The sequence below is a fragment of the Mycobacterium sp. NGS68 genome, assembly GCF_059812195.1.
The window spans coordinates 187,237-205,508 of record NZ_JCALCE010000001.1 but is presented as its reverse complement, the minus strand read 5'-3'; the positions used below and the strand labels follow the sequence as shown (position 1 = coordinate 205,508).

The 18,272-nt window shown below is 70.1% G+C and carries 13 protein-coding genes; all 13 read left to right on the top strand.

Features of this window, described 5'->3' with window-relative positions; translation table 11 throughout:
* Nucleotides 1-182 precede the first annotated feature (182 nt).
* Nucleotides 183-1,637 (top strand): CCA tRNA nucleotidyltransferase, encoded by a 1,455-nt coding sequence (locus AC5Y5V_RS00860; protein WP_499930601.1) that lies wholly within the window; start codon nt 183-185, stop codon nt 1,635-1,637.
* A gap of 24 nt (nt 1,638-1,661) precedes the next feature.
* A complete protein-coding gene (locus AC5Y5V_RS00855; RefSeq protein WP_499930600.1) occupies nt 1,662-2,168 on the top strand; it encodes a pullulanase in 507 nt (168 codons plus the stop codon).
* A gap of 93 nt (nt 2,169-2,261) precedes the next feature.
* Nucleotides 2,262-4,217 carry a serine/threonine-protein kinase gene (locus tag AC5Y5V_RS00850; protein WP_499930599.1) on the top strand — a complete coding sequence of 652 codons (1,956 nt, stop codon included), beginning with the start codon at nt 2,262-2,264 and terminating at the stop codon, nt 4,215-4,217.
* A gap of 70 nt (nt 4,218-4,287) precedes the next feature.
* On the top strand, nt 4,288-6,264 hold the full coding sequence (locus AC5Y5V_RS00845; RefSeq protein ID WP_499930598.1) for a serine/threonine-protein kinase: 1,977 nt from the start codon (nt 4,288-4,290) through the stop codon (nt 6,262-6,264).
* Between the two features lie 93 nt (nt 6,265-6,357).
* Nucleotides 6,358-8,475 (top strand): serine/threonine-protein kinase, encoded by a 2,118-nt coding sequence (locus AC5Y5V_RS00840; RefSeq protein ID WP_499930597.1) that lies wholly within the window; start codon nt 6,358-6,360, stop codon nt 8,473-8,475.
* 561 nt (nt 8,476-9,036) lie between these two features.
* The gene (locus tag AC5Y5V_RS00835) at nt 9,037-9,363 is read left to right on the top strand and encodes a WXG100 family type VII secretion target (protein WP_499930596.1); all 327 of its coding nucleotides are present in this window, start codon (nt 9,037-9,039) and stop codon (nt 9,361-9,363) included.
* A 50-nt stretch (nt 9,364-9,413) separates the two neighbouring features.
* The gene (locus AC5Y5V_RS00830) at nt 9,414-9,707 is read left to right on the top strand and encodes a WXG100 family type VII secretion target (RefSeq protein WP_499930595.1); all 294 of its coding nucleotides are present in this window, start codon (nt 9,414-9,416) and stop codon (nt 9,705-9,707) included.
* A gap of 93 nt (nt 9,708-9,800) precedes the next feature.
* Nucleotides 9,801-10,634 (top strand): ESX secretion-associated protein EspG, encoded by an 834-nt coding sequence (locus AC5Y5V_RS00825; RefSeq protein ID WP_499930594.1) that lies wholly within the window; start codon nt 9,801-9,803, stop codon nt 10,632-10,634.
* An 88-nt stretch (nt 10,635-10,722) separates the two neighbouring features.
* Nucleotides 10,723-11,679, top strand: coding sequence for a MinD/ParA family ATP-binding protein (locus tag AC5Y5V_RS00820; protein WP_499930593.1), 957 nt, complete (start codon nt 10,723-10,725; stop codon nt 11,677-11,679).
* A complete protein-coding gene (gene eccD / locus AC5Y5V_RS00815; RefSeq protein ID WP_499930591.1) occupies nt 11,679-13,187 on the top strand; it encodes a type VII secretion integral membrane protein EccD in 1,509 nt (502 codons plus the stop codon). The genes AC5Y5V_RS00820 and eccD overlap by 1 nt, the downstream gene beginning before the upstream one ends.
* Nucleotides 13,184-14,839 (top strand): S8 family serine peptidase, encoded by a 1,656-nt coding sequence (locus AC5Y5V_RS00810; protein ID WP_499930589.1) that lies wholly within the window; start codon nt 13,184-13,186, stop codon nt 14,837-14,839. The genes eccD and AC5Y5V_RS00810 overlap by 4 nt, the downstream gene beginning before the upstream one ends.
* Nucleotides 14,836-16,392: a type VII secretion protein EccE gene (eccE, locus tag AC5Y5V_RS00805; RefSeq protein WP_499930587.1), complete on the top strand. Its 1,557-nt coding sequence runs from the start codon at nt 14,836-14,838 to the stop codon at nt 16,390-16,392. Before AC5Y5V_RS00810 ends, eccE begins: the two co-directional genes overlap by 4 nt.
* On the top strand, nt 16,389-18,233 hold the full coding sequence (eccA, locus tag AC5Y5V_RS00800; RefSeq protein WP_499930585.1) for a type VII secretion AAA-ATPase EccA: 1,845 nt from the start codon (nt 16,389-16,391) through the stop codon (nt 18,231-18,233). Before eccE ends, eccA begins: the two co-directional genes overlap by 4 nt.
* The last annotated feature ends 39 nt before the right edge of the window (nt 18,234-18,272 follow it).

The window sequence follows — 18,272 nt, the reverse complement described above, 5'->3', positions numbered from 1 at the left end:
CACGTGGCGGTCTAACGGACATACTCGCCGGTTGAGGGGCTGCGGCTCGTTCGCGGTCGCGCCGTTCAGTCTGCGGCTATTGGGTAAGAGTGCGAGCGGGTGGCGCGCCGGGCGCAGAGTGAACGGCGGGCGTGCTGACCGCGCACTGCCGGCCGTGGCCCACCCGACTACGCTCATCGAACGTGCCCGAAGCCGTCCAGGATGCCGAGCTGCTGACCAAAGCAGCGGTCGCGTTGAACAAGCACTCCGCCGTGCTGCGCGGACTGGGCTCGGCTTTCGAGGCCCGGGGTCACGAGCTGTACCTTGTCGGCGGATCGGTGCGCGACGCGGTGCTGGGCCGGCTTTCGCCGGACCTGGACTTCACCACCAATGCCCTTCCCGAGCAGGTGCAACAGGCGGTGCGGGGGTGGGCCGACGCGGTGTGGGACACGGGAATCGAATACGGCACCGTCGGCGTCGGCAAGGACGACTACCGCCTCGAGATCACCACATACCGGGCCGACCGCTACGACCAGGTGTCGCGCAACCCGGAGGTGCGCTTCGGCGATCGCCTGGAAGACGACCTGGTGCGCCGCGACTTCACGGCCAACGCGATGGCGGTGCGGATCAGCGCGGCCGGGCCCGGCGAATTCATCGACCCGTTGAACGGCCTGACGGCGTTGCGGGCCAGGGTGCTCGACACGCCCGCATCCCCAGAGATTTCCTTCGGCGACGACCCGTTGCGGATGCTGCGCGCCGCCCGGTTCGTGTCGCAGCTGGGTTTCACCGTGGCGGCGCGGGTCCGCACGGCGATCGAGGAGATGGCGCCGCAGCTGGCGCGGATCAGCGCCGAGCGGGTGGCCGCCGAGCTGGACAAGCTGCTGCTGGGCGACGACCCGGTCGCGGGCATCGACCTGCTGGTGCAGACGGGGATGGGCGAGGTGGTGCTGCCGGAGATCGGCGGCATGCAGATGGCCATCGACGAGCACCACCAGCACAAGGACGTCTACCAGCATTCGCTGACCGTGCTGCGCCAGGCGATTGAGCTGGAGGGTCGCGCGCCCGATGGGGGCCCCGACCTGGTGCTGCGCTGGGCGGCGCTGCTGCATGACATCGGCAAGCCCGCGACCCGGCGCCACGAGGCCGACGGCGGCGTGAGCTTCCACCACCACGAGGTCGTCGGCGCCAAGATGGTGCGCAAGCGGATGCGGGCGCTGAAGTACTCCAAGCAGATGGTCGACGACGTGTCGCAGCTGGTCTATCTGCACCTGCGGTTCCACGGCTACGGCGACGGGAAGTGGACCGACTCGGCGGTACGCCGCTACGTCACCGACGCCGGGCCGTTATTGCCGCGGCTGCACAAGCTGGTCCGCGCCGACTGCACCACCCGCAACAAGCGCCGCGCCGCCCGCCTGCAGGCCAACTACGACCAGCTGGAGATTCGCATCACCGAGCTGGCCGCCCAGGAGGATCTCGCGCGCGTGCGTCCGGACCTGGACGGCAACGAGATCATGCGGCTGCTCGACATTCCGGCGGGCCCGGTCGTCGGCCAGGCGTGGCAGTTCCTCAAGGAGCTGCGCCTGGACCGCGGGCCGCTGACCAACGAGGAAGCGACCGCCGAGCTGCTGGCCTGGTGGAAGGAACGCGGGAACCGGTAGGGCCGCGGGCGCGTCCAACCGGACGTGGAGTATTGCATCGGCGGCGACGACGGGACGGCATCCATTTGGAATCGTCCGTTCGACCTGGATCTCGATCACGACGGTCGCCTCGACGCGATCGGCCTGGACCTCGACGGTGACGGGCTACGCGACGACGCGCTGGCCGACTTCGACGGCGACGGGCTGGCCGATCACGCCGTGCTGGACCTCGACAACGACGGCGCACCGGAGAGCTACTTCACCGATGACGGCTCGGGCACCTGGTCGGTGGCCGTGGACCGCAACGGGCAGCTGCGCTGGTTCGGGCTCGACGGCGTCGAACAGAAGGGCGGCCCGTTCGTCGACTTCGACGGCCACGGCCGCCGCGACCGGCTGATCGATACCAATGGCGACGGGCTGGCTGACCGGGTGCTGTGCTACGGCGAGCACGGGGTGACGGCGTATGTCGATATCGATGGCGACGGCCGGTGGGACGTCCGGCTGACCGACACCGACGGCGACGGCCTCGCCGACGGGGCCGGTAACCTGTAGCGACGTGCGCCCGGGCAGCGCCGCTCGTCAGACGCCGTTTATGGGTCTATCGTTTCCGGCTAGGAGTTTGCTGACCACCTGCGGGAGGCGGCCTTGGAAGACGGGACGCCATTCGGGCGCTACCGACTGCTCGACCTGCTGGGCCGCGGCGGTATGGGCGAGGTGTGGCGGGCGTTCGACACCGTGACCGAGCGCGTCGTGGCACTGAAGGTCCTGCCCACCCAGTACGCCGACGACGCGATGTACCAGGAGCGGTTCCGGCGGGAGGCCAAGTCGGCGGCCGGCCTCGACGAGCCGCACGTCGTGCCGATCTACGACTTCGGCGAGATCGACGGCCGGCTCTTCGTGACGATGCGGCTGATCAGGGGCCGCGACCTGCATGCCATCCTGCGCGACGGCCCGCTGGATCCGGCGCGGGCGGTCGGAATCATCGACCAGATCGCCTCTGCGCTGCACGCCGCGCACCAAGTGAATCTGGTGCACCGCGACGTCAAGCCGTCCAACATCCTGCTCAGTGACAACGACTTCGCCTACCTGATCGACTTCGGTATCGCGCGCGCGGCCGGCCAAACGGGCCTCACCAGCACCTCCACCGTGATCGGCACCTGGGCCTACATGGCGCCGGAGCGGATCACCAGCGGGCGCAGCGACCCCCGCGCCGACATCTATGCCTTGGCCTGCGTGCTGTACGAATGCCTCACCAGCCGCCAACCCTTCGGCAGCGAGGGCATGGAACAGCAGATCGGCGGTCACTTGGCCCTGCCGCCGCCGCGCGCAACGGCTCAGCGCGCGGACGTGCCCGTCGCGCTGGACACCGTCATCGCCAAGGGGATGGCCAAGAACCCAGACGACCGATTCGCCACCACCCACGAGTTGGCGCGCGCGGGCTGGGCCGCCCTGACCGATCCGGTGACGGGGCCGCACGCAGCGCGCCGAACCATCCCGATACCCCGCAACGCCGCAAGGCCGTCCCCGCCCCAGCCGTCGCCGCCGTTGCCGGGCCCATCGCTGCCCAGCGCCCCGACCCAGCACAGGCCGATGCCTTACGCGCCGAATCATCCGTCACCCAAGGCCTCCCGCCAAGGCCGGGCCATCGCCTTCGCGAGCGTCGCGGCGGTGGCGGTTGTCGTGGCCGTCGTTGCGGCGGTCGCCCTGTGGGGCCCCGGCGAGCAGCGTGTCCCGACGCCCGCACCCAGTGGCGTGCCGTTCGCCGCGGTTCCTAACACGGGCCCGCTGACCGGAACCTTCACCGCGGCCTATGGCCCCATGACTGGGGTACACGGAAGTCCCAGGTCGGGCCCTGAAGCGGAGGCGTTCTCGGAGACGTGGCGGCTCCGCTCTGCCTGCACGGCTAAGGGCTGCGTGGCGACCGCATCCACTGGTGGGCGCTATCCCCTGGTCAAGGACTTGGTGTTCGACAACGTCGGGGGACGATGGGTCGCCGTCTCGACTTCACGAAAACCCTGCGCCGACCGCGTAGACGACGAAGTATGGACCGCCGTTTCCCTGCAACCGCAACCTGACGGCACCGTGTCGGGGGAAGCGACCGAAATCGCGCTTAACGCGTGCGTCAGCAAGCGAACCATAGGCTTGACCCGAACCGCGGACACCGACATCTTGCTGCTACCCGACCCGGCGGCTCTGCCGTCACGGGTGGTGTCCGCCGCGGAGGCGCTGCACGGGCGTTACGACTCTCAAAGGACATTTGCGAACGGAGCCAAGGACGCCGTCATGCACTACGGTGTGCGGACGGACTGCCTCCGCGCCGGCGAGCGATGCATGAGCGACTTCATCGATCAAACGACCGAGTCGGGCGAGCTGTTCGTCTTCGGCAATGGAACCTGGGTCAGCAACGTGGAATTTGAGTCCCCTTGCTCAACGGGCGGTAGCAACCATGTCAAGATCAGCGTTACCCTGCCACTTCCCAGGCCTGCAGCGAATCCAATAGCGTCGCTGACGGGGCACGGTTACAACGAAGTAGCGCCGGCGCCTGGCTCGAAATGCGGTAATACCGCCTTTGACGAGACGTTCAACCGCACCGGCGACTAGTTACTTGGCCAAGACACCGCATTATGTGCGTTAATCGTTGCGGCTGTGACTTTGCCGAACGGAGGGGGCCGTGGAGGACGGGACGCCGTTCGGGCGGTATCGGTTGCTCGATCTGCTGGGGCGCGGCGGCATGGGCGAGGTGTGGCGCGCCTTCGACACAGGCACCGAGCGGATCGTGGCGTTGAAGGTCCTGCCGATGCAGTACGCCGACGACGCCACGTTCCAGGAGCGGTTCCGGCGGGAGGCCAAGTCGGCGGCGGGCCTCGACGAGCCGCACATCGTGCCCATTCACGACTTCGGCGAGATCGACGGCCGGCTGTTCGTGACCATGCGGCTGATCAAGGGCCGCGACCTGCAGAGCATCCTCAGCGAGGGTCGGATAGACCCGGCGCGGGCGGTGGCGATCGTCAACCAGATCGCGTCGGCGCTGCACGCCGCCCACCAGGTCGGCCTGGTGCACCGCGACGTCAAGCCGTCGAACATCCTGGTCAGCGACGACGACTTCGCCTACCTGATCGACTTCGGCATCGCCCGCGCGGCGGGCCAGTCCGGCCTGACGGGCACCTCGAACGTGATCGGCACGTGGGCCTACATGGCCCCCGAGCGCATTTCCGCCGGGCACACCGACGCGCGGGCCGACACCTACGCGCTGGCCTGCGTGCTGTACGAATGCCTCACCGGCCGGCAGCCCTTCGGCGGCGACAGCCTGGAGCAGCAGATCGGCGGGCACCTGACGGTGCCCCCGCCACGCGCGTCCGCGTCCCAGGCCGACGTGCCCTTCGCGCTGGACGACGTCATTGCCCGGGGAATGGCGAAGAACCCCGACGACCGCTTCACCACCACCCGCGAGTTCGCCCGGGCCGCCGGCAGCGCCGTCAACGCCCCGTCGACCGGACCCAACCCGGTGCCCCCGACGATGGTGGCGCCGCCGGGACCGCCGAGCATTCCCGCCAACCCGTATCCGCAGCACTTCGGCGGGGTTCCCAGCGGCCCGATACCGCAGTACACCGGACCCTCACCCGTCGGTCCCACCCAGTACCGGCCGATGCCGCCGCCCGTACCGCCCCGACCGGCCCCCGACGGTCCCCGCCGGGGGCGGCTCGTCGCGTTCTTGAGCCTCGGGGCGCTCGCGGTCGTCGTGGCCGTCGTCGCCGTGATCGCCCTGTCCAATTCCGGCGACAAGGGTCCCGCGCCGCACGGTGCTTCGGGGTCTGGTCCGTCGGCCCTGCCCAATACCGGCCCCTTCACCGGAACCTTCACCGCGGACCTGGGCCCCAAGATGCGGGCGGACGGCAACCCCGCGACCACCGACGCCGATGCGGCCGGATACTCCGAGCCGTGGCAGCTGCGCTCGGAATGCGGCAGCGGCTGTGTCGCCACCGCCACCACCGGCGGCAAGTACCCGGCCAAGAGCGTGGTGTTCGACAAGGTCGGCGACCACTGGCTCGCCGTCACCACCTCGCGCACCAAATGCAAGGACTTGGAGGACGAGGCGTGGAATTCGCTCTTCCTGCAACCCGGACCCGGCGGGACCTTCACGGGTGAATCGACGCTCGTCACGGCCGGCGGGTGCTTCAGCAAACGAACCGCCACCTTCACCCGGACCGGTGACACCGACATCGCGCAGCTGCCCGACCCGGCGGGCCTGCCCGCGCGCGTCGCGTCGCCGGCGGAAGGGCTGCACGGCAGGTACGACGGGATCGTCAACTACGCCAACGGCGCCCACAGCGACCTCGCGCACTACGGCGTGCGCACCGACTGCCTGCGCACAGGCGATCGCTGCATGAGCGACTTTCTCGACGGCCGAACCGGTAGAGGCGAAGCGTTCGTATTCGCGCAGGGGGCGTGGACCCGCAACGAGAAGTTCTTCGGCGAGTGCCCCGCGGGGGGATCCGGCCGAGTCACCTACACCGCCACGTTCCCGCTTCCCCAGCCGGCCCAGGACCCGATCACGAAAATCACCGGGCACGGCTACGTCGAGGAAGCGCCCGGGACGAAATGCCGCAGTCAGGCGTTCGACGAAACGTTCACCCGCTTGCCCGACTAGCGGGCAGATTTCCTAGACAGCGCGCTTTTCCTGCGATTTGTATGCGTTTATCGTTCCAGCTAAGGGGTTGGGCGACCGGGTCATGGAGGGGCGTTGGAAGGCGGAACGCCGTTCGGGCGCTATCGGTTGCTGGAGCTGCTGGGCCGCGGCGGCATGGGCGAGGTGTGGCGGGCATTCGACACCGTCACCGAACGCGTGGTGGCCCTGAAAGTCCTGCCGATGCAGTTCGCCCACGACGCCGTGTTCCAGGAGCGGTTCCGGCGGGAAGCCAAGTCCGCCGCGGGTCTCGACGAGCCGCATGTGGTGCCCATCCACGACTTCGGCGAGATCGACGGCCGCCTGTTCGTCACGATGCGGCTCATCCAAGGCCGCGACCTGAACGGCATCCTGGGCGGTGGGCGCATCGACGCGGTGCGCGCGGTAGGGCTCATCGATCAGGTCGCCTCGGCGCTGCACGCCGCACACCGGGTGAACCTGGTGCACCGCGACGTCAAGCCGTCCAACATCCTGGTCACCGACGACGACTTCGCCTACCTGATCGACTTCGGCCTCGCCCGCGCGGCCGGCCAGAAGGGCCTGACGGACACCTCGCGCGTCGTCGGCACCTGGGCGTACATGGCGCCCGAACGCATCACCGCCGAACACACCGACGCCCGCGCCGACATCTACTCGCTGGCCTGCGTGCTGTACGAATGCCTCACCGGCAGACAGCCTTTCGGCGGCGAGAGCCTGGAGCAGCAGATCGGCGGCCACCTCGTCGAGCTCCCGCCACGCCCGTCCGCACGGCACGCCGACGTGCCCCCCGCCCTGGACGCCGTCATCGCCCGCGGGATGGCCAAGAACCCCGCGGAACGCTTCGCGACCACTCGCGAGATGGCGCAGGCCGCCCGGCAGGCCGTGACCCGCGCCCCGACTTTCCCGTACTCGAAAGACCACCGCCGACGGCCCCCGCCGCCCTATCGCGGCCGGCCGCCGCAATACCCCGTCAGGCGGCCCGCCCCGCCGGTCTACGGCTCGCCCCCGCCGCGCCCCGCGCCGCCGGGGGGCCCGTCGTCGACGGCCGACACCCAGCAACGGTCGCTGGCAGGGCTGAACGTGCCGGACTTCCCGACGGGACCCGTGCCGCCGCCCAGCGGTTCGTTGCCCGCCGACCTCACCCAGTTCCGGCAGATCCCGTTCCGCCCGGCCGCGCCGCCGACTAGTCCGCAGGTCCCGGCCCCGCCGGTGCCCGGCCCGCCCGCGGCCAAGAAGTCCCGCACCGGCCGCAACGCCGTACTCGGGGCCCTGGCGGCCGCGGTGGGGATTGCGGTCGTTGTCGCCGCGGTCTTTGTGTTCAAGGACGACGGCACACCCGCACCCGGGGCCTCCACCAGCACGACGCCGTCGGCGCTGGCCAACACCGGCCCGTTCACCGGAACGTTCACCGCGGACCTGGGCCCCAAGACCGCGCTCAACGGGGCCGATCCGGAACCGTCGGGCGCCTCGGAGACGTGGCGGCTGCGGTCGGCGTGCGGCGCCAACGGCTGCGTGGCCACCGCGGCGATCGGCGGCGAGTTTCCCGTCAAGGAGCAGGTGTTCGACCAGGTCGGCGACCGCTGGCTGGCCGTCAGCAACTCGCGGCGCAAGTGCCGCAACCGCGAGGACGACGAGGCATGGAACGTGATCTTGCTGTCGCCGCAACCGGGCGCCGGCATGTCCGGTGAGATCACTCAAATCACCAACAACGGGTGCGCCAACAAGCGGACCGTGACCCTGACCCGCACCGGCGACACCGATCTGGCCCTGCTGCCCGACCCGGCGACGGTGCCGGCCCGGGTGGTATCGCCGGCGATCGGGCTCTACGGCAGCTACGACGCCGTCGCCACCTTCGCGAACGGTCACCGCAACGACCCCCTGCACTACGCCGTGCGCACCGATTGCCTGCGCGCCGGCGACCGCTGCATCAGCCACTTCTACGACCCCAAGGCCGGCTCGGGCGAGGTATTCGTGTTCGCCAACGGCGCGTGGACCCGCAACGAGGAGTTCGACACCACCTGCTCGTCGGGCGGCACCAACCACGTCACCTTCACCGCCACGCTGCCGCTGCCCCAGCCGGTGCTGAACCCGATCCCGTCGCTCACCGGGCACGGCTACGACGACGTGGCGTCGGGTGTCGGGTCGAAGTGCAAGAGCCAGGCGTTCGACCAGACGTTTACCCGCACGGGGGACTAAGAGCGGGGCGCTGCCCGGCGGGCGGTCCCCGCGACACTTAAACGTCGGCGACGACACGCCGGGTAACGGCGCCCTGGTTTAAGTCTCGTCGCACGCCGGCTGGCGGGGCCCGAATTTGGGGACTCTCGCCACGGCGTCGCCTGGCCTCGGGGGTGGGGTCGACGTGCGAGAGCCCGTTCGACCAGGCGTTCACCCGCACGGGGGACTAAGAGCGGGGCGCTGCCCGGCGGGCGGTCCCCGCGACACTTAAACGTCGGCGACGACACGCCGGGTAACGGCGCCCTGGTGTAAGTCTCGTCGCGCGCCGGCTGGCGGGGCCCGAATTTGGGGACTCTCGCCGCGGCGTCGCATGGCCTCACGAGTCCCACGCGTCACGGGAGAATTCCAGCCGCACGACGGGGGACCCGCCATCGTTTGACACGTGACGAATTCTGGTGTCCACTAAACCACCCGTTTCGCGCTGGTAACGCCGCCCGCAGACGGTGAAGTGACAGCTTGCGACAGCCGGTCTAGGTTCGACTAATTCCCCAGCTCGGGAGCTTAAAAATCGAGGAGAAGCACATGACAGAGGGCGGTACCACGAAGGCGTTCACGGAACTGCTGCGGACCACTCAGCAGCACATCGAGTCCGCGTTGCAGACCGCGTCGACGATCGCGAACGACTATCTGCACGGCCACGAGGACGTCGTCAACGTCTCCTCGTGGAGCGGCCAGGCGAGCACCGCCTCGCTCGCCACGGCGGCCCAGATCCACCACGACCTCACCCAGACCATCACCGGCGGGCAGCGGCTGGCCGTCGGCCTCGGCAAAACCGCGACGCTGTTCGAGCACCACGAGGACGACGCCGCCCACGGCATGCAGAGCCTGTTCGGCGCGGTCTCGGCCTAGCAGCGTCCAACGAACCCGATTTGACCAACGTCACCTAAGGAGCAGGGACATTGAGCGCGAATGAAATCGTCTACAACTTTCCGGTCGTCGAAGGCTTTTCCGCCGATACCGCGGCGCGGGCGGCGCACCTGATGGAAATCCATCAGGACATCCAGCAGCGCACCCAGGCGCTGGCCGACTATTTCCTGGGCAAAGGCGCGACGGCCTATTTCGACGCGCAGCGGCAGATGCTGGATGGCCTGGAGAACCTCGCCCAGCACATCACCCAGCACCACCAGGTGGTGAACAACACGATGGCCAGCGCGCACGCGACCGACGCCAGCGTGCAGAGCTTCTTCACCTAAACCGCACGAGCGAGCTAAGCGGGGGTGCACGCGGACGCGTGCGCCCCCGTGGCTCGATGTGGCTCGATTTGGACACCTTGGTTTGGACAACGCGTGTTAACCACCTCCCTCGACGGTCTGTGGGCCCTGCAAGTGCTCACGGGCATTGAAGTCGTCGCCCCCGAACTGCGCCTGCGGCCGCATCTGCCCAGCGTGGAGCCGAGGCGGCTGGCACTGGAGCACCCGGTGACGGCCGAGCTCAGGGCCGTCGGCGTCCTGGATGCCGCCGACAACGTCGACTCCACCGTCGTGGAGTGGCTGACGGTGCTGTCCCGTCGGGACATCGCGCTGCTCATGCAGTTCGGCATGCCCGGCGAGGGGACACCCACGCAGGTCCTGCTCGCCAGGTTCGCGCAGTGGTGGGTGGCGATAGAGCGGTCGGAGGACCTGGTGCGGATCAGCGGGGCGGGTACATCCAGCACGGAAGGCGCGGCGGGTGCCACGCTGGCCGCGCAGATCGAGCGGTTGTGCGGCACCAACGAACCGGCGTCCCTGCGACCCGTCACGCTCGACGCGGACGCCCTGCACACCGCCGCGACCAGCCGGGATGCGCTGCGCGCCTTCCTGAGCAGCCAACGGCTGGAGGCCGATCAGGTGCGGATGCTGGAGCTGGCGGCCGACCCGGACCGTTCGGAGCAGGCCTCGATCGTCGCGATCCAGTCGGGGGTGGACACGGGCCGGCCGACGCGCTCCCATGTGGAGCCGAGCGTGGTGACCGTCATCGATACGCCGGAAGGACGGCTGGTCGTCGAGCACGCGCATTCGGGTGGGAAGAAATGGATGATCGTCGCCCCGGGCAGCAAAAGCAACGTCGCCGCCGCCCTCAATGAATTGGTTCGGCGCCTGCCGGCCGATCGGGACTGGTATTCATACCGCAAAGTCGTGTAGTCGAGAGGTTCGCACAAATGTCAGTAGCGGCATCGTGACAAGTCCGTGGACGACGTCATCCAACTCTGCAGAGCACGGTGGCCCGGCCATGCGCTATCAACGCCCCGATTCCGTGTCGGGAACGCTGCGCATCTCGGATATGGTTGCGCCGCGCAAAATCCCGCCCGGCTCGGGATGGCGGAAATTCCTTTATCGCCTGTCATTTCAGTCCGTCAACTTCGGCGAATCACCCGCCGAATGCCATTACCGCGAATTGCAGGAACGGATCCGGAGGCACATCCGCAAGCAGTACGTGATCGGGGTGGTCTCCGGCAAGGGTGGCGTCGGGAAGACCACGATGACGGCGTGCATCGGCGCGGTGTTCCGCGAGTGCCGGCCCGAGAATGTGGTGGCCGTGGATGCGGCGCCGGGGTTCGGCACATTGGCCGGCCGCATCGACGAGTCCCCGCCGGGTGACTACGCGGCCGTCCTCAACGACACGGACGTGCAGGGCTACGCGGACATCCGAGAACACTTGGGGCAGAACAGCGTCGGGCTGGACGTGCTGGCCGGCAACCGCGCGTCGGACCAGCCGCGGCCGTTGGTGCCGTCGATGTTCACCGGGGTGCTGTCGCGCCTGCGCCGCACGCACACGGTGATCGTGGTCGACACTTCCGACGACCTCGAGCACCCGGTGATGAAGGCGGTGCTCGACGCCTGCGACACGCTGGTCTTCGTGTCCGGCCTGACCGCCGACACGTCGCTGCCCGTGACCCGCTCGATCGACCTGCTGCGGTCGCTGGGGTACCACGAATTGGTATCCCGCAGCATGGTCATCCTGAACGACAGCCGCAATAAATACGACCAGGATGCGCGCGCCTACCTCACCGAGCGTTACGGACAATCGGGCGCGACCGTCGAATTCATGCCGTACGACCCGTATCTCGCGAAGGGCGGCATAATTGACACCCGGCATGAGCTGAAGAAAAACACCCGACTGCGGATATTCGAGATCACCGCGGCATTGGCTGACAAATACATTCCAGATGCCGACAGGCCGCGCTAATGCCACCAGTGGCAGGCGCGGTGGGTAAGGTCTCTTTTCCGGCTCGCTGTGCGGTAGCGGTCGTCTGCGGCGAGCATCTGCTCTCGCAGGTGTATCCGGCGTCCGTGCCGATCGAGGTGTTCATCGACGACATCGTCGAACTGCTCAACGACGAACTCAAGCGCCGCGGGTTCGGTGGGCTGCAGGCCGGCGTGGGATACGAACTGCACAAGGCCAACGGGGTGCGGCTGGACGTCACCAAGACGCTCGACGAGCTCGGCGTCGAGGACGGCGCCACGCTCACCCTGGTCCCGGCCGTCGAGGGTGAGTCGTTCGAACCGCAGTACGAGTCGTTGTCCACCGGACTGGCCCGGGTCGGCAAGAAGCTGTTCGAGCCGGTCACCGTCCAGACCGCCTCGCACACGGCGCTTTTCATCGTCGCGATGGTATTGGCGACGGTGCTGGCGTTGGCCGTGCGTCAGCGCACGGCGGGCGACGCCCTGATGCCGAGCCTGGTGACCGGCGGCGCCGGGGTGTTGGTCGCCGGCGGGGCGGCCGCGGTGCGGCGGTGGTGGCCGCGGCGCACCGACATGGTCGACGGGCTCGGCTGGCTCGCGCTGCCACTGCTGGTGGTCTGTCTGGCCGGCGGCGCGCCCGGCGCCCTCGGGTCCGCGCACCTGTTCATCGCGGCCCTGGCCGGCGCGGTGCTGACCTGCGGGCTCGCCGCAGTGACGGGCCGCCACACCTACGCGGCGGCGACCGCGGTGACGCTGTGCGGCCTCTCCGGCGCCGTCGCGGCGGCGCGGATGTGGCACCCGATTCCGGCCCAGTGGCTGGGGATGTGCACACTGGTCGCGCTGCTGCTGGTTCTCACGACGGCGCCGACGATTGCGCTGTGGGTCGCGCGGATCCGGCCCCCGTACTTCGGCTCCATCACCGGACGCGACCTGTTCCGTCGCGGCGCCGGCCAGCCCCCGGATGTGGTGGCTCCGGTGACCGACGATGCCGAAGGCGCCGAGGAGGAAGCCAATCCGGACACCACCCCGCGCGGCTCCCAGATCGCGGCGGCGGCGGTACGCGCCAACAACGTGTTGACCGGAATTTGCGTCGGCGCGGGTTTGGCGCTGCCGGCGGCGGTCTGGGCGACCCTGATGCCGGGCCGCGATCGCGGCGCGCAGGCGGCCGTGCTTGCCGGGCTGTTCGTGCTGATCTTCATCAGCCGGGGCAGGGCCTTCGCCGACAAGCGCCAAGCCGTGGCCCTGGTCTGCGGTGCCGCCGCCGCGGTGTGCGTCGGCGTCGTCAAATATGTTGTGCACGAATCCGGTTCGGCCCAATCGGTGCTGTGGGGCGCGCTGGTTCTGGCCGGCTTCGGCGGCGCCGGCCTGCTGGCCGCGCTGTTGGTGCCGGTCACCAGGTTCACCCCGCTGGTGCGGATGACCGCCGAGTGGGTGGAGATCGCGGCGATCATCGCGGCCCTGCCGCTGGCCGCGTGGATCGGCGGCTTGTTCACCTGGGTGCGCATGCGATGACGCGGACGGCACAGGAGCCGCGCGCGACGGTGCGGCGGGTCGCGGCGCTGGCGCTCGCCGGGCTGCTGGCGATGCCGCCCGCCGGCGTTCCCGTGGCGCAGGCGGTGCCGCCGCCGAGCGTCGACCCTGCCCGGGTACCGCCGGACGGCAAGCCCGGACCCGACCAGCCGATGCGGCAGAGCTTCGCCTGCGCGCGCACGATCACCGTCGCCGATCCCAACGTCGCCGTGACCGCGCCCGGGTTCACCATGCTGAACATCAGCAAGGCCTGGCAGTACTCCACCGGCAACGGGGTGCCGGTGGCCGTCATCGACACCGGCGTCAACCCCAGCCGCCGACTGCCGGTGGTGGCGGGCGGCGACTACATCACCGGCGGCGACGGTCTGACCGACTGCGACGCCCACGGCACCATCGTGGCGTCGCTGATCGGTGCGGCGCCGCAGGGCATGCCGATGCCCGCCCGGATGCCGGCCGCGCCGGCGTTCCCGCCGCCCGCGGGCCCGCCGGCGGCCGACGCGGGTGCGCCACCGCCGGGCGGTCCGCCCCCGCCGCCCGCGCCGTCGCCGCCGCCGGCGCCGGTCACGATCACCCAAACCGTGTCGGCCCCGCCGCCGCCCCCGCCGGACGCGCCGTCGAACGGCCCGGGGGAGCCCGGCACCGAACACCCCGACAATCCCGAGGTGCCGCCGCCGGCGGCGGGTGCCCCCGACGGCGTCGCCGGCGTCGCGCCGCACGCGGTGGTCATCTCCGTGCGCCAGTCCTCGCGGGCGTTCGAACCGGTCAACCCCGTGCCGGGCAACATGGAAGGGCGGCGGAAGGCGGGCACCATCGCGTCGCTCGCCAGCGCCATCGTGCACGCCGCCAACATGGGCGCCAAGGTGATCAACGTCAGCGTCACCGCGTGCGTGTCGGCCGCCGACCCGCTGGATCAGGGGGCCATCGGCGCCGCCGTCTGGTACGCCGCCGTCGTCAAAGACGCGGTGGTGGTCGCGGCGGCGGGCAACGACAGCGAGGACAACTGCGCCCAAAACCCCTCGTACGACCCGCTTAACGCGTCGGATCCGCGCGACTGGCACCAGGTCAAGACCGTGTCGTCGCCGTCGTGGTTCTCCGACTACGTGTTGTCGGTGGGCGCCGTCGACAACACGGGCGCACCGGTGAGCAAGAGCCTGGCCGGGCCGTGGGTGGGGGTGGCGGCGCCCGGTGTCGGCATCCTCGGGCTGTCACCGGAAACGGGCGGACCCGTCAACGCGTACCCGCCGATTCACCCGGGCGAGAAGAACATGCCGATCTGGGGCACGAGTTTCTCGGCGGCGTATGTCAGTGGGGTCGTCGCGTTGGTGCGGGCCAAGTTTCCGACGCTGTCCGCGCACCAGATCGTCAACCGGATCCTGCAGACGGCGCACAATCCGCCGCGCGGGGTCGACAACCAGGTGGGGTACGGCGTCGTCGACCCGGTGGCCGCGCTGACCTTCGATGTGCCTGCGGGAGAACGGCTTCCGCCGGGCGCGGCGAGCCGGCTCATCCGGCCCGCCCCGCCGCCGCCCGCACCGGATCACCGCGCCCGCACCGTGGCACTGGTATTCGCCGGCGTGGTCGCCGCAATGATCGCGGTGGCAGCGCTGGTCACGCGGGCCCGGCGGGAACGATGACGGCCGCGACGAGGCTGACGATCATCGTCGGCGTCTTCGGCTGCGTCCTGTTCGGCTGGGCGGTCGGCGGATACGCCGGTGCCGCAACCGGATTGGTGTTCGGCGCCGCCGTCGGGGTGGTGCGCTGGCGTGGCCTGCCGCTGTGGGAGTGGCTGGGCGTATGGTGGCGCCGCCATCGGGCGGTCGAGTGGGCCGAACCGCTGACCGTCGTGAACGACCGCGCAGGGGGAGGGGTCCGATACACCGACGGTATCGCGGCGGTCGCGGTGCAACTGCTGGGCAGGGCGCACCTGCCGACGCTGTTCACCGGGTCGACCGCGACGCACACCGACAACGCGTTCGACATCGGGGAGCTGCTGCCGCTACTGCACCAAAGCCTGGGCCTGAACATCGATTCGCTGAGCGTGGTCAGCGCCGGCGCCCGGCGGCGCAGCATCGGCGACTACCCGCGCGTCTACGACACCCTGATCGGCACGCCGCCGTACGCCGGGCAGCGCGAGACCTGGCTCATCGTGCGCGTCGCCGTCCTCGACAACGTCGAAGCGCTGCAGTGGCGCACGTCGGCGGGTGCCGCGACGCTGGCCGCGGCGCAGCGGGTCAGCGCCGCGCTGCGGCAACGTGGCATCCGCGCGAAGGTCGCGACCGCGACCGACATCGTCGAGCTGGAACGACGGCTGGGCCGGTCCGCGCTGGACGTGCCCAACCGGCGATGGCGCTCGGTGCGCGGAGGCAACGGGTGGCTGACGACCTATTGGTACCGGCCCGCCGACGTCAGCGCCGACAAGCTGGCGCAGGCCTGGTCGATGCGCGCCGACGGGATCGTGCAGAACGTCACGCTTTTCGGCGACGGCACGGCCAGCGCGACGGTCACCGTGCGCAGCGCGCAGCCGCCGACGGCGCCGCCGAGCACGATGCTGAGGACCCTGCCGGGCGAGCAGGCGCCGGCGATCGCGGCCAACCTGTGCGGTCCGATGCCGTCGCTGCGCGGCATTCGCCGCGGCGCGCTGCGCGGTCCGCTTGTCGTCCCCGTCGGTCCGTCGGGCGTGCTGCTGGGCAAGGTCGACGGCGGCAACCGGATGATGCTGCCGCTGGATGACGCGGGCGAGTTCAGCCGGGTGCACATCGCCGCCGAGGATGCGCTGGCCAAACGGATCGTGATCCGCCTGGCCGGGGCCGGCGAGCGCATCACCGTGCACACCCGAAACACCCAGCGGTGGAACAGCGTTCGGATGCCCGACATCGCCGTGGTCGATCAGCCCAAGCCGGTGCCCGGCACCACGGTCAGCGTCGTGGACGGCACGCTGACCCCCGCGCCGCGGCCGAACACCCTGATCTCGGTCGGGGAGCCGGGCGAGCCGTCCCGCGGCCACGCCGACGTGCTGATCACCCAGACCGGCGCGGCGACGGTGGAGGTGACGGCCGCCGGCCAGACGCACACCGTCGAGGTGGAACTGTTCCGCGCCGAGAACCGCTACGTGTCCGCCGAGCCGACCGTGTTGCGCGCCGCCGAGCCGGAACTGCTCGACGTGCTGGAGCCGGTGGAGACGCCATGACCGGCAGCACCACCACCACCGCCGCCGCGCGCAAGCGATTCGACCAGGGGATGGCGCTGCTGGACGGCGACCCCGTCGGCGCCGGGGCGCGCTTCGCCGAGGCCACCGAGATCGATCCGTCGATGGCCGACGCCTGGCTCGGCCGGATCGCCGCCGGCGACGAGACGTTGCCGACGGTCGAGCAGCTGTACCGGTACGGCGCCCGGCTGCACCGGGAGACCAACCGGCTCGGGGTGCGGTTGTCGGCGCCGATCAAGGCCGGCCCGTATCTGTCGATTTCGGTGACGGAGGCATCGCATGCCGGCCTGGCCCTGGCCAGCGCGCTCGTCGACGACCGGCAGTACGCGAAGGCCGAGGCGTTGCTGGCGGATCCGGCGCTGCTGGACACCTGGGAGAACCACCAGTGGCAGCAGTACATCAGGGCTTACCTGATGTTCGCCAGCCAGCGCTGGCCGGACGTCATCGCGGTGGCGGCTACCGTCCTGCCGCCGCAGGCGATCATCATGGCGGCCGTCACCGCGGCCACCTGCGCCCTCGCGGCGCGCGCCGCGGCTCATCTCGGCCAGTCGCGGGTTGCGTTGGACTGGACGGACCGCGTCGAACTGCACGCGGGGCCGATCGACCCCCGTCGTCGGCACGCCGAAACCGCGATCACCGCGATCGACCCCACCGACTTCCCGATGATCGCCGCGGACCTGGCCTACGTCCGGGGCATGGCGCACCGCCAACTCGACGAGGAGCACGAGGCGCAGATCTGGCTGTCGCGGGCGACGATCAACGGGGCCCTGCTCGAGTCGGCCAAGCGCGCGCTGGCCGACCCCTCGGTGCACTTGGTGATCACCGACGAGCGCTCCATCAGCACCCGCACGGACAAGTGGGATGCCAGCACTGAACGGTCCGAGCAGCAGCGCCGTGAGGAGGAGCACGAAGAGCGGCGCGGCCAGCTGCTCGCGGAGGGCCGCGCGCTGCTCGACAACCAGGTCGGGCTGGCCGACGTCAAGCGGGCGGTGGCCGAACTGGAGGACCAGATCGAGGTCCGCGCGCTGCGCCTGGCGGCCGGGCTGCCGGTGGCCAATCAGACCAATCACATGTTGCTGGTGGGTCCGCCGGGAACCGGCAAGACCACCACCGCGGAGGCGCTGGGCAAGATCTACGCCGGCCTGGGCATCGTGCGCCACCCGGAGATCGTCGAGGTGAAGCGGGCCGACTTCTGCGGGGAGCACATCGGCGCCTCGGGTCCCAAGACCAACGCGCTGATCAGCCGCTCGCTGGGCCGCATCCTGTTCATGGACGAGTTCTACTCGCTGGTCGAGCGCCACCAGGACGGCCGTCCGGACATGATCGGCATGGAGGCGGTCAACCAGCTGTTGGTGGCGCTCGAGGTGCATCGCTTCGACTTCTGCTTTATCGGCGCGGGGTACGAGAAGGAAGTCGACGAATTCCTCACCGTCAACCCCGGCCTGGCCGGCCGCTTCAACCGCAAGCTGCGGTTCGAGTCCTACGCGCCCGACGAGCTGGTCGAGATCGCCGTCCGCTATGGCGGGCCGCGGGCCACCGTGCTGGAGGCCGACGCCCGCGACGCGCTGCGAGCCGCGTGCTCGGCGCTGCACGCGTACCGCGCCGACGACGGCAGTCACGGCGTGGACGTCATGCACAACGGCCGTTTCGCCCGCAATGTGGTCGAGCGGGCCGAGCGGTTGCGGGATTCGCGGGTGGCCGCCCAGCACCGCAGCGACAAGGGCTCGGTGACGCTCGACGATCTGCAGGCGCTGCGGACCCAGGACATCGTCGCCGCGGTGCGCGACGCGTGCGCGGAAAAGCATGTCCCCATAGAGTTTTGAGCGTCGGTCGGGTCTTCCGCCGGGCGGGTGAGGCCGCGC

Excerpts from the sequence above, each read along its gene's own strand:
- AC5Y5V_RS00810 (WP_499930589.1), top strand. The coding sequence starts at position 13,184 with ATGACGCGGACGGCACAGGAGCCGCGCGCGACGGTGCGGCGGGTCGCG.
- eccE (WP_499930587.1), top strand. The coding sequence starts at position 14,836 with ATGACGGCCGCGACGAGGCTGACGATCATCGTCGGCGTCTTCGGCTGC.
- eccA (WP_499930585.1), top strand. The coding sequence starts at position 16,389 with ATGACCGGCAGCACCACCACCACCGCCGCCGCGCGCAAGCGATTCGAC.
- AC5Y5V_RS00835 (WP_499930596.1), top strand. The coding sequence starts at position 9,037 with ATGACAGAGGGCGGTACCACGAAGGCGTTCACGGAACTGCTGCGGACC.
- eccD (WP_499930591.1), top strand. The coding sequence starts at position 11,679 with ATGCCACCAGTGGCAGGCGCGGTGGGTAAGGTCTCTTTTCCGGCTCGC.
- AC5Y5V_RS00820 (WP_499930593.1), top strand. The coding sequence starts at position 10,723 with ATGCGCTATCAACGCCCCGATTCCGTGTCGGGAACGCTGCGCATCTCG.